Below are 11438 nucleotides of genomic sequence, written 5' to 3'. Positions count from 1 at the left end.
ATGAAAAGAATATCGCTACGATTAATACACTCTATTATTTTTATAGTGTCATTAAGCTTACTGGGTTGTGCCTCTGCACCGATCAAAAAAGCCAATCAAGTTGAAGTATCTCCAGAGCAATTTGTGACTTTACCTCAACCAAATCAATATGGATCGGATATATCGTTAAGCCAGTTAATTTCAGTAAATTGGCATGGTGGTAAGCAACAATTGCCTGTGCAGCTACAATTAACAGGTAATAAACTTGTGTTGGCTGGATTTGCCTCGTGGGGCTCTCGTATCCTTAGTTTGGATTACGATGGACAGACATTAAATACTTACGTTATGGCCGGGTTGTCAGAGACTCTGCCACCGCCAGAGCAAGTTTTATTTAATGTCATGATCACATTGTGGCCGGCAGAGGCTTGGAAAGCATCGTTAGATTCTATTGGTTGGAGTCTGCAAGACATCGGAAACCAACGCGTATTATCAAACGATTTTGGTAAGACGATTCTTATTATTGATTACTCTTCTATTGAAGATAAATTAAGTGGCGATATTATTTTAACGAGCCCGCATCTGGGGTATGTTATTACAATCAAAACGTTTGCAAACGCTCAGGCTGTCATGACTAAAAAGAAGAATGGATAAAAGTAAGATGAGTGATTTTCCTGTATATATTCATGCTTGTGGTTCGCATTCAGCATTAGGCAAAGAGAGCAATGATATTCATCAGGCTCTCAATGGTAATCAAGGGTCTTCGATGATGCTTGAAGATGGATGGCTTAATGATGGCAAGAAAACCGTGGTGGGGAAGGCTGAAGGTGAACTCCCTAGCATTCCCGCTCATTTGTCCTTATTTGATACTCGAAATAACCAGTTAGTTTTATCCGCATTGCAGCAAATAGAACCTCAAATTAAAGAAGCGAAAGCCAAGTACGGATCGGATCGAATTGCCGTTATTGTTGGGACAAGTACATCGGGTATTTCTGATGGCGAAGCTGCATTAAGTGAAAAGCTAAATTCCGGTATTTTTCCTGATGATTACCATTACCGTAAACAAGAGTTAGGAAACCCGGCTGAATTTGTGGCGACGTATTTAGAGTTGTCAGGACCTACGTATGCTATTTCAACGGCATGCTCTTCAAGTGGTCGAGTTTTCTTATCGGCAAAGCGATTATTGAAATCAGGGTTTGTTGATGCGGTTATTGTGGGCGGAACGGATTCTCTGTGTAAATTAACATTGAATGGTTTTAATAGCCTAGAAGCTTTATCTAATGAACACTGCTTGCCATTTAGCCCTAATCGAAAAGGCATTAATATTGGCGAAGCGAGTGCTTACATGTTGTTAAGCGCAGAGCAAAAAGACTCCAATGATCCTATTGCCTTACTTGGCGCAGGAGACAGCTCAGATGCACATCATATTTCAGCGCCGCACCCTGAAGGGAAAGGGGCGATTGAATCGATGCAAAAAGCATTACATGATGCCGGTCTTCACGCATCAGATATTGGGTATATCAACGCGCATGGTACGGCAACACCATTGAATGATGCCATGGAATCGAAAGCCGTAAATGCGGTGTTTGGCTCTCATACGCCGATAAGCTCAACCAAACCATTTACTGGGCATACATTAGGGGCGGCAGGTATTATAGAGGCTGCAATTTGTTGGCACATCTTAAAATACGACTTACCGTTACCAAGACAAATCAATGATAATCAAAAAGATGAAACGTTAGCGGATATAAAGTTAGTAACTGACCAACGATTAGAAAAACCAGCGATTATCAGTAATTCATTTGCATTTGGTGGCAACAACATCAGCTTAATTTTTGGGTACCAGTCATGAGCCATATTCCAGCGTTAATCGATCTTCTTCCTCATGAAACGCCGTTAGCGTTAGTGGATGAATTGATCGAAGTCAGTGAGTTATCGATTCATTGCCAAGTCACCATTAATGAAAATAATGTCTTTTTTAACCATGAGACTCACACGATTCCAGCTTGGGTTGGGATTGAGTTTATGGCCCAAAGTGTTGCTGGTTGGTCTGGATATCACGCTTGGAAAAAAGGCAATAAGTCCCCGATAGGATTTTTACTTGGTAGCCGTAAGTATCAAGCCGAATGCAGTGAATTTAAGCAAGGCGACACACTCGACATTTTTGCGGAACAAATATTAGAGAATAATGGCATGGCCGTGTTCAGTTGTTATATTAAACATAACGGTCAGCAATTGGCATCGAGTCAATTAAATGTATTTGTACCGACAGAAGATAAATTAGAAGAGCTCTTAGCGCCAAAGCAGTAGTAGAGGAAATCATGATAAGACAAGTATTAGTGACCGGAGCAAGTAAAGGTATTGGTCGCGCAATTTCAGAGCAGTTAGCAAAAGATGGTTTTCATGTGGTGGTTCACTATATGAGTGACAAAGCAGGCGCAGAGAAAACAATCGAGACGATTGAAGCGAATGGCGGTTCAGGCCGTTTAATTCAGTTTGATATTAGTGATCGTGTTCAGTGTCGACTTATGCTTGAACATGACATCGAAGTGAATGGTGCGTATTACGGTGTCGTAAGTAATGCGGGCATTACTCGCGATACGGCTTTTCCTGCAATGACAGAGGGAGAGTGGGACAGCGTTATTCACACTAACTTAGACAGCTTTTATAATGTACTTCACCCTTGTGTTATGCCAATGGTGAGAACACGTAAAGGCGGTCGTATCGTTACGTTAGCGTCAGTCTCAGGCATTGTTGGTAATCGTGGGCAAACCAATTACAGTGCGGCTAAAGCGGGTGTGATTGGTGCAACCAAATCATTAGCACTTGAGTTAGCAAAACGAAAAATCACGGTAAATTGTGTGGCTCCAGGGCTTATCGATACAGGAATGGTCGATGAACATGTAAAAGAACACGCCTTACCACAAGTTCCATTACGTCGTATGGGTGAGCCTGAAGAGGTTGCCGGTCTAGTGAGTTATTTGATGTCGGATGTCGCGGGTTATGTTACTCGCCAAGTCATTTCAATTAATGGTGGTTTAGTATGAGTCGTCGTGTTGTTGTAACCGGAATGTCAGGGGTAACTGCACTTGGCAGTGATTGGAATACGGTAGGCGAAAATCTTCGTAAGTGTGAAAATGCGACTCAATATATGCCGAGTTTTGAAATCTATGATGGTTTGAATACAAAGCTTGCAGCCCCAATTGATAACTTTACACTGCCAGCACATTATACTCGCAAAAAAATCCGTTCAATGGGGCGAGTGTCTTTGTTGTCTACGGTGGCATCAGAGCAAGCACTAGAACAAAGTGGATTGATTGGTAATGATGTATTAACGAATGGTCAAACGGGTATTGCGTTTGGTTCATCAACGGGATCTACGGATGCGGTAGGTGCTTTCGGTATTATGTTGAGTGAGAAAAGTACCAAAGCAATTACCGCGACAACTTACGTAAAAATGATGTCACATACTGCAGCGGTAAATGTGGGGTTATTTTTTGGATTACGTGGTCGTGTTATTCCAACCAGTAGTGCATGTACTTCTGGAAGCCAAGCGATTGGTTACGCTTACGAATCAATAAAACACGGTTATCAAACGGCGATGGTTGCTGGTGGTGCAGAAGAGCTTTGTCCTACAGAGTCAGCAGTGTTTGATACTTTATTTGCGACCAGTTTAAAAAATGATGCCCCTAAGACTTCGCCAAGTCCATACGATAAAGATCGTGATGGGTTGGTTATTGGTGAAGGTGCCGGGTCATTAGTGCTTGAAGAGTATGAGCATGCAAAAGCACGTGGCGCGACCATTTATGCTGAGTTGGTTGGTTTTGCAAGTAATTGTGATGCGGCACATGTAACACAGCCTCAAATGGAAACCATGCAGCTGTGTATGGAGATGTCTTTAAAGGACGCAAATCTATCACCTGATAGTATTGGCTATGTGTCAGCTCACGGTACGGCCACAGAACGCGGTGATATCGCGGAAAGTCTGGCAACAGAGAATGTGTTTGGCTCATCAATGCCGATTAGTTCATTGAAGTCTTATTTTGGTCATACACTAGGGGCTTGTGGGGCAATTGAAGCGTGGTTATCTATTGAGATGATGCGTAATAATTGGTTTAGCCCAACGTTAAATTTACATAATATTGATGAGCGTTGCGGTAAGCTGGATTATATTACCGGAACGGGGCGAGAGATTGATTGTCAGTACATCATGAGTAATAACTTTGCTTTTGGTGGCATTAATACGTCATTAATATTTAAACGTTGGAATGAAGAATAACCTTATTCTGAACGTATAAATGATAAAAAACCGGTGAGGGGGAATTCACCGGTTTTTTTGTGCCTTAATGTCGCCGACACATTTATTCAGAGCATTTCTGTTTTATAACAAATAGTCTGTTGCTAATCGGGTTTAGTTAATCCAATCACGCAATGTGAACGTTAGTTCGTGATCTTGGCCTTTAAGGATCAAGTTCTCTTTTGTTAGTGTAATGTCGCTCCAAGAAGACAGAGTGCTAGACATTGCTTGTTCTGTTGTCATGGCATCACCCATGCACATTTTCATTGTCATGCCCATTTTTTCAATGCGGAATTGACCTTCTTTGTTTAGCTCAGCTTGGCCAAAAAAGTTATTACAGCCAGCATTACCGTTCGCTGTCATTTTTTCGCCGATTTCTAGACGAGGCGCTTCCATTTTTTCAGGTGTTGCGACTGCGTTGCCATCAACTTCTGTTAATTGCCAGTTGTGATGTTGCAGCATATCTGCAGAAACCGTTGCGTCAGTCATCATATCGCCATTGCTTGAGCATGCAGCCATCAATACAGGTAGAGATATAGCCACTAATAATTTTTTCATTTTAACTCCTAGCTTATTTATGAAGTTTAGCCTTATTTTTGTTAAACGGAGTATAGAAGATAATGGACGGTTATTGTCAGTGAAACGTAAAAAACAGTGTTCAATTATGAGTGTCTTAAGAATTAGAATCAAAAAATGGGAAGTAAGTCTGAATTTTATGGGGATAGAGCGTGGAATTTATTCGAATGGGGAAGCGCTAGATAGATTAAAGCCCTGATACTGGTAATATCAGGGCCTTAAAGGGTTTGTTATTTCAATTGGTAAGAAAGAAATAGCAATAATGCAAAAAAGTAAAACAGACTCGAATTAGATGCGGATGAAGTCCATGTGCTCAACTTTAGGCTTAAACGCGTGACGTTGAACGTCTTGCGGTTTAACCTTAACAGTAGCGCCATCGATTACTAGCTCAATTGCTTCGTAAAACTCAGGCTTATCCATTTGGTTGATAACATCAGAGTGGATTAGTTCGATTGATACTGGAGCTTCTGTGCCACCGTAAACGATTGCAGGGAATTTACCAGCGTGACGAAGGCGGCGGCTCGCACCCTTACCTTGTTCAGTACGTACTACTGCTTCAAATTTCATAGTCTTTACTCTCAAAAATAGTAAAATAAATAAATGCCATTAAGCTTAGCGACCTAACTTAACAGACTTTTCGTTTCGAAAAACGAGCGCGAATAGTACCACCCCATTATTTATCTAACAACCTATTTTCGTGTGTTTTTAAGAGTATTTTGCTAATGTTAATAAGTTCTCGTTAAATCGAAATCACCGCGATTTAACTGCATAAAGAAACGAATGGAGGTAAGTATGAAAAAAATAGGGATTGTTGCGTTATTCTCGTTTTCAGTGATGGCAACTGACTACTCTACAGAGATTGAATCTCGACAAGATAACTTTCAACACCTCGATGCAACGGTCGATTTACTCGATGACGCGTTTGATAAAGAGGCGCTAGATTGGGATCGAATTATGCCGTTGGCGCAAAGTGCGCACTTAACAGTAGAAGAGCAAAAAACATTATTTCCAGAAGGCAGTGCAGATAATAGTAGAGCACGAACTAAAATTTGGACTCAAAAAGTCGAGTTTGAAGGAAAGTTTGATACTTTATCTCAGCAATTTATATTGATCAGTGAAGCCGCTGTAGATCAAGATGAAGTGGCAGCACGAGCCGCACTTGATAAAGCGTACGCCCAATGCCGTTCATGCCATATGAATTACCGTTCGTTGTGGTAATGGCATAATACCGTAAGATTATTCTTCAAAAATCTTATCGCGAATAGACCAAAACTTGCCTTGCTTACGAGCGATAACAAAGCTTGGTGGACGGAATCGGTGTTGGCTATTCGCTATTTTTATTGCTGTTGTTTCTTCAAATGGGCGATGCCTGTCGACTAAATGAGGGCGGACAAAATTGTTTAAAAATAATTGCTTTTGTTTCTTAGTGCCAAGTTGCCACACCTCATGCAATTCAGAGTCATCATCACCAGAATACGTGACTTTAATTTGTGGCTTATCAAACTGATTTTTTCCTGCGGTAAGTGTGACATCAATACAGTTGAGGATACGGGCGTCTTTTAGTTTAAGGGCTTCTTTTAGTTTTTTATCTGGATCGACTAAAATAGCATCACATTCATGGCAGATACGTGCAGCAATGTCGTTATCGGCACCGCACTCGTTACAGTATTTAGCTCTAAAGCGATAGCCACACTCTTCACGTGTGCCTTCATCGTCTTCAAAATAGCCTTGGCAACGACGACCAAAATGTTCCAGTAAAAAACCATTACTGTCTAATTTACCCCAGAAATTATTGTTAAAACCGCAAGCAGGGCAGGGAATCGTGATTATTTCGCTGTTACTGTCAGGTTTAGGATCGCCCACTTCAGGTTGGTAGAGATCGTAGCAATTCCCCGCGTAATCCAAAATAGTACACTCTGTTTTCCCTTCAGCTAAACGTAACCCTCGCCCGACAATTTGTTGGTACAAACTGACGGATTCGGTTGGACGTAAAATAGCAATGAGATCGACATGAGGCGCATCAAATCCGGTGGTTAATACCGACACATTAACCAAAAACTTGGTTTGTTGTTGTTTGAAGCGTTGGATGATGGCATCACGTTCAATCACTTTGGTATCGCCAATCACCAATTCGGATTGCTCTGGTGGCAGTAATGATAATACTTCTTGAGCATGACGCACCGTTGCCGCAAAAATCATTACGCCTTTTCTGTCTTTGGCATATTCAATGATTTGTTGAACAATTTGAGGCGTTGCACGTTTTGATTCTTCAATCACCAGATCCAATTCTGATTCTTTATAACGACCCGTTGAGGCGGGTTTTAACTGAGAAAAGTCGTAGCTTAAAATTGGGGCATCCAATAATTTTGCAGGGGTTAAAAAGCCCTCATCCAATAGATATTGAATTGGTAACTCAAAAATACAATCACGGAAAAAACGAGGCGTGTCGGTTTTGACTTGTCCACGAGTGTGATATTGATAAATCCAACCAATGCCTAAACGATAAGGGGTGGCAGTTAAGCCAAGCACTTTAATGCCAGAATTTTGGGTTTGCAGGTGTTCGATAACTTTACGGTAACTGGTGTCTTTGTTGTCTGGCACTCGGTGGCATTCATCAATGACGAGCAGAGAAAACTGATCTTTGAACGAGTCAAGATTACGAACCACTGATTGTACCGAGGCAAAAACCACTTTTTTATCGGTTTCTTTACGGCCTAATCCAGCTGAAAATATAGAGGCTTCTTCGCCGTACCCTTCGTATTTCTCATGGTTTTGCTCAACCAATTCTTTTACGTGGGCCATGACCAATACACGGCCTTTAGCAATGCGTGCTAACTCAGCAATCACCAAACTTTTACCGGCACCAGTAGGCAACACCAATACAGCAGGGCTGGTGTGTTTTCGGAAATAATGAATAACGGCTTTGACTGAATCTTGCTGATAAGGACGTAACGTATACATGGATATAAACACAGTGGTAAAAGACAAGGTGTCATCATATCAGAATAAAAAATATTCCTCTTTGTTTTCTTGTGAAGATTAAAGGGGGATTGATTAAAAGGAAAATAGAACAAATGGGTAGGTGTTTCTTTATTCTCGTGTGCGCATTATTGCTAACCAGTTGCAGTAATTTTATAAATTTATCAAATTCGGGGCTATGACGAAAACCATTTAGGTATTCTAAGTAATGATGATCTGTTTGATGATTTGTCTAATTTTTGGATAAGATCCGAGCAGTAGAGCGTTAAGATATAAAAATAATATATAATAGACGGAATCAGGGTTGGTTATTTAGGTTTAATAAGGAAGTTTAATAAATGTCTGTGCTTCAACGTATTCATATAACACTATTTTTTGTCGCTATTCTTTCTGGGTGTGGTTCACTTCCTGATGAGGTTGAGCACACTAATGAACCCGTCGCAAACTCAGTCATCAGCCCATTATCGGAATTAAGAGACGCTTATCAACCGTCGACATCGACTCAAGAGACGAGTGCGGTTTTACTGCAAGATGCAGGCTGGGATGCTCTCGCTCAACGTTTAGCATTAATTGAAACCGCAGAACACACGATTGATATTCAATATTACATCTGGAATTCAGATGCTTCAGGTCATTACCTAGCGAGTCGTTTGTTAGCGGCGGCTGATCGCGGTGTTAAAGTGCGTGTAATGCTGGACGATATCAACCTTAATGAACGAGAAGATCTACTTATTGCGCTTAATTCACACCCTCAAGTTGATATCCGTATATTCAATCCAATCCCAACTCGCCGTGGTGTTACCAAGTGGGTCAATTTCTTAGGAGACTTTTCTCGTCTAAACCGTCGTATGCACAATAAATCATTTACCGTTGATGGGGCTTTCTCTGTTGTTGGTGGACGTAATATTGGCGATGAGTATTTTGATCTGTCTGATGAAATCAATTTTCGTGACCGTGATGTATTAGTCACAGGTGATGTGGTGGGTGAGATTCAAACGAGTTTTGCAGAATATTGGGACAGTCGGTGGTCTTACCCTGTTGATTTATTAGGTGGGAAAACGTCACCAGATCAACCGGTGTTAGACGAAATTTCGGCACCGATTTACACAAACTACCCAGCCTTGCCAGAAGGCAGTAAAACCGCTCATCAATTCTTAACTAAGTTGATGGGGAACATGACGTGGGTTCAAGCCCGTTTTGTTTCTGACAGACCAGTTCCAGTTGATAAAAATAACACGAGTGAACCAAAAGAAACGGCCAAAGTATTGGCTCAATTAGCTCGTGAATCGGATCAAGAGATCTTATTGGAATCGGCTTATTTGATATTTGATGATAGCCAACTAGAAGAATGGCAAGAATTAAGTAACAACGGTGTAAAGATAAAAGCATTAACTAATTCAATGGCATCGAATGATTTAACAACCAATCACTCTGGTTATGCAGGCCGACGCCAAGACATGCTTGAGCACGGTATACAATTGTTTGAATTAAAACCAGAAACAGGGTTGTGTGAAGATTCAACCCGAGATGTTTCTAAGTGTGCCCCGACATTAGCGTATGGGCTTCATGCAAAGTCTGCTGTTTTTGATAGAAAAATCGCGAGTATCGGCTCTTTTAACTTCAATTTACGATCCACTTACCTTAATACCGAATCGATTCTCATCATTGAAAATCAAAAAATAGCAGAGCATCTGGCTGATGACATAGAGCAAGCAATGGATGAAGAAAACAGTTGGCATTTGAAATTACAAGACGGTGACGTTCGTTGGTATTCTGGCGATAAAAGGTGGGAAAGTGAACCAGAAACAGGCCGGTGGGAGCGATTTGAATCCCGATTTTTGCAGTTATTGCCAATAGAGAAGTACTTGTAGTGAAGGCTTCTTATTGAGATGAATTGCATGCTGAGTTTTCATGCGGTATTACTATAATTCATAGTATTTGCGATTAGAATTGCCTCTAAATTGTTGTGGTGTCATGTCGAAGTACGATTTAAACGCTTTAATATATGATGAGTCGTTGTGATATCCGATTTCGTCAGCGATTGCTTGTATTGTTATCTCCTCATCCAACAGTGACAATGAATATATTAAGCGTAATTGCTGACGCCAGAGTGGAAATGAGGTTTTAAACTCTTTAACAAAAAGTCTAGATAGCGTTCGTTCTGATGCCCCCACTTCTTCTCCCCATATCTTTAAAGGCCAATCCAAGGCTGGTGTCTCAGTTAACTTGTCAAATATTTGCTTTAAACGTCTATCTTTAGGGAGTAGTAGCTGAAAAGTTACTACGTCGTTATGCATCATTTGGTCATGCAGTACCTGTAATAAGCCTAATAACGGCGTTTGACTTTCTACTTGCAAACATTTCCTTCTAATTTCCTGTATTAACTCTTTGATAAATGGAGTTAAAGATATGGTTCGAACCTGTTCTTCAGACTTAAAACAATACGCAGGGTTAATATATATACCAATGAAAGTGGTGTTTGTTAAAGCGATTGATTCATGTGCTAACGTTGCAGGAACAAATAGCGCTGAGGTATGAGGAAGTAAGTATTGATAAGAGCCAACTTGAGTTTGGAGTAATCCTTTAATAGGAAATATTACTTGATGCCATGTGTGATGATGTAACGAGTCAACGTAGCCTTTAGGCATTTCTATTACTTTAGCCAACGCAGGAAATAGTGGGTCGTTCTTCATCATTTCATTAGCAGGTAGCTGCTGGTTACTTATCATTATTATTCATCCTTGTGTTCTTGTTCCTATTTCAACGCTTATAATAATTGGCGGTTTGGGATGGTTTGTTGTCAATGTGTCATTATCCTGCCGAGTTGAAATTACCATATTATAGTGTCTTCGCAAAGTCAGGAGGCGTTATGAATATACATATAATTATTCATGAAGAATTTGAAGGGCCTAATTTTATTGATTCTTGGATTAATAATCGTGGTTATCAGGTTTCTTATTCACGAGTTTATCTTGGGGATATGCTGCCTCTCAATATGAATGATTTTGATGGGTTAATCGTGTTAGGTGGCCCACAAAGTCCAGATACAACTAAAGAAGAGTGCGCATACTTTCATTCAAAAGAAGAGCAAAGTCTTATTTTACACGGGATCAATGGTAATAAAATGGTTATGGGAGTTTGCCTTGGTGCTCAGCTTATTGGTGAAGCACTAGGGGCAAAATATGAGAGAAGCCCAGAGAAGGAAATAGGCTACTTCCCCATCCAATTAAGTAAAGATGGAATTCACGACTCATCACTTGATCATTTTAATTTGTCAGAGCTCGTTGGGCATTGGCATGATGATATGCCGGGTTTAACCGAATCAGCAAAGGTATTAGCTTCTAGTAAAGGATGTCCGAGACAAATCATTAGATATTCAAATTTGGTCTATGGATTTCAATGCCATCTTGAGTTTATCGCCTCCGAGCTGCCTTCTTTGATCGAGCATAGTACTCGTGACTTTACCGTGCAAAATGAGCATATTTTTATTCAATCAGAGCTTGAGATATTAAATACATCTACAAGTCGAATGAATCAATTACTAGGTGATTTTTTAGATAATTTAATTGCAAAATATCGATACGATGATTGCAAAGAGATCGCGAGATAA

The 11438-nt window shown here is 40.5% G+C and carries 12 protein-coding genes; 8 read left to right on the top strand and 4 right to left on the bottom strand.

Going from position 1 to position 11438, the window contains the following annotated elements; translation table 11 throughout:
* The 5 genes from A6E04_RS08270 to A6E04_RS08250 are packed head-to-tail and all read left to right on the top strand — an operon-like array spanning window position 1 to window position 4255.
* Window positions 1-630, top strand: a complete 630-nt coding sequence (locus A6E04_RS08270; protein WP_065610837.1) for a DUF3261 domain-containing protein — start codon at window positions 1-3, stop codon at window positions 628-630.
* Between the two features lie 7 nt (window positions 631-637).
* Entirely contained in the window at window positions 638-1828 is a 1191-nt protein-coding gene (locus A6E04_RS08265; RefSeq protein ID WP_085941858.1) for a beta-ketoacyl-[acyl-carrier-protein] synthase family protein, read from the top strand.
* Window positions 1825-2286, top strand: a complete 462-nt coding sequence (locus A6E04_RS08260; RefSeq protein WP_017022069.1) for a hotdog family protein — start codon at window positions 1825-1827, stop codon at window positions 2284-2286. Before A6E04_RS08265 ends, A6E04_RS08260 begins: the two co-directional genes overlap by 4 nt.
* Window positions 2287-2297: 11 nt before the next feature.
* A complete protein-coding gene (locus A6E04_RS08255) occupies window positions 2298-3023 on the top strand; it encodes a 3-ketoacyl-ACP reductase FabG2 (RefSeq protein WP_012550621.1) in 726 nt (241 codons plus the stop codon).
* A complete protein-coding gene (locus A6E04_RS08250; RefSeq protein ID WP_017022068.1) occupies window positions 3020-4255 on the top strand; it encodes a beta-ketoacyl-ACP synthase in 1236 nt (411 codons plus the stop codon). The genes A6E04_RS08255 and A6E04_RS08250 overlap by 4 nt, the downstream gene beginning before the upstream one ends.
* A 132-nt stretch (window positions 4256-4387) precedes the next feature.
* On the opposite strand, the gene A6E04_RS08245 is transcribed toward A6E04_RS08250, so the two are convergent.
* Window positions 4388-4831 carry an META domain-containing protein gene (locus A6E04_RS08245; protein ID WP_065610835.1) on the bottom strand — a complete coding sequence of 148 codons (444 nt, stop codon included), beginning with the start codon at window positions 4829-4831 and terminating at the stop codon, window positions 4388-4390.
* Between the two features lie 306 nt (window positions 4832-5137).
* Window positions 5138-5416: a 50S ribosomal protein L25 gene (gene rplY / locus A6E04_RS08240; RefSeq protein ID WP_017022066.1), complete on the bottom strand. Its 279-nt coding sequence runs from the start codon at window positions 5414-5416 to the stop codon at window positions 5138-5140.
* A 225-nt stretch (window positions 5417-5641) separates the two neighbouring features.
* Between rplY and A6E04_RS08235 the strand changes: the two genes are divergently transcribed.
* Entirely contained in the window at window positions 5642-6067 is a 426-nt protein-coding gene (locus tag A6E04_RS08235; RefSeq protein WP_244886259.1) for a cytochrome c, read from the top strand.
* A gap of 18 nt (window positions 6068-6085) precedes the next feature.
* On the opposite strand, the gene radD is transcribed toward A6E04_RS08235, so the two are convergent.
* Complete coding sequence (radD, locus tag A6E04_RS08230) at window positions 6086-7810, bottom strand: DNA repair helicase RadD (RefSeq protein ID WP_065610832.1); 1725 nt, start codon at window positions 7808-7810, stop codon at window positions 6086-6088.
* Window positions 7811-8166: 356 nt separating this feature from the next.
* Between radD and A6E04_RS08225 the strand changes: the two genes are divergently transcribed.
* Entirely contained in the window at window positions 8167-9699 is a 1533-nt protein-coding gene (locus tag A6E04_RS08225; protein ID WP_065610830.1) for a phospholipase D family protein, read from the top strand.
* 51 nt (window positions 9700-9750) lie between these two features.
* Here A6E04_RS08225 and A6E04_RS08220 read toward each other — a convergent pair whose 3' ends face one another.
* A complete protein-coding gene (locus tag A6E04_RS08220; RefSeq protein WP_065610828.1) occupies window positions 9751-10557 on the bottom strand; it encodes an AraC family transcriptional regulator in 807 nt (268 codons plus the stop codon).
* A 140-nt stretch (window positions 10558-10697) separates the two neighbouring features.
* On the opposite strand from A6E04_RS08220, the gene A6E04_RS08215 reads away from it, so the two are divergent.
* Window positions 10698-11438: a type 1 glutamine amidotransferase gene (locus tag A6E04_RS08215; protein ID WP_023603817.1), complete on the top strand. Its 741-nt coding sequence runs from the start codon at window positions 10698-10700 to the stop codon at window positions 11436-11438.

It is taken from the genome of Aliivibrio logei, assembly GCF_001691055.1.
GTDB classification, from domain to species: Bacteria; Pseudomonadota; Gammaproteobacteria; order Enterobacterales; family Vibrionaceae; genus Aliivibrio; species Aliivibrio salmonicida.
Note: the sequence above shows the minus strand (reverse complement) of the source record. Positions and strands in the feature narration are given on the sequence as shown.

What these genes read in the sequence shown, in the direction of transcription:
- A6E04_RS08250 (WP_017022068.1), top strand. Translation starts at nt 3,020, where the DNA reads ATGAGTCGTCGTGTTGTTGTAACCGGAATGTCAGGGGTAACTGCACTT.
- A6E04_RS08245 (WP_065610835.1), bottom strand. Translation starts at nt 4,831, where the DNA reads ATGAAAAAATTATTAGTGGCTATATCTCTACCTGTATTGATGGCTGCA.
- A6E04_RS08260 (WP_017022069.1), top strand. Translation starts at nt 1,825, where the DNA reads ATGAGCCATATTCCAGCGTTAATCGATCTTCTTCCTCATGAAACGCCG.
- A6E04_RS08235 (WP_244886259.1), top strand. Translation starts at nt 5,642, where the DNA reads ATGAAAAAAATAGGGATTGTTGCGTTATTCTCGTTTTCAGTGATGGCA.
- A6E04_RS08225 (WP_065610830.1), top strand. Translation starts at nt 8,167, where the DNA reads ATGTCTGTGCTTCAACGTATTCATATAACACTATTTTTTGTCGCTATT.
- A6E04_RS08215 (WP_023603817.1), top strand. Translation starts at nt 10,698, where the DNA reads ATGAATATACATATAATTATTCATGAAGAATTTGAAGGGCCTAATTTT.
- radD (WP_065610832.1), bottom strand. Translation starts at nt 7,810, where the DNA reads ATGTATACGTTACGTCCTTATCAGCAAGATTCAGTCAAAGCCGTTATT.
- rplY (WP_017022066.1), bottom strand. Translation starts at nt 5,416, where the DNA reads ATGAAATTTGAAGCAGTAGTACGTACTGAACAAGGTAAGGGTGCGAGC.
- A6E04_RS08270 (WP_065610837.1), top strand. Translation starts at nt 1, where the DNA reads ATGAAAAGAATATCGCTACGATTAATACACTCTATTATTTTTATAGTG.
- A6E04_RS08265 (WP_085941858.1), top strand. Translation starts at nt 638, where the DNA reads ATGAGTGATTTTCCTGTATATATTCATGCTTGTGGTTCGCATTCAGCA.
- A6E04_RS08220 (WP_065610828.1), bottom strand. Translation starts at nt 10,557, where the DNA reads ATGATAAGTAACCAGCAGCTACCTGCTAATGAAATGATGAAGAACGAC.
- A6E04_RS08255 (WP_012550621.1), top strand. Translation starts at nt 2,298, where the DNA reads ATGATAAGACAAGTATTAGTGACCGGAGCAAGTAAAGGTATTGGTCGC.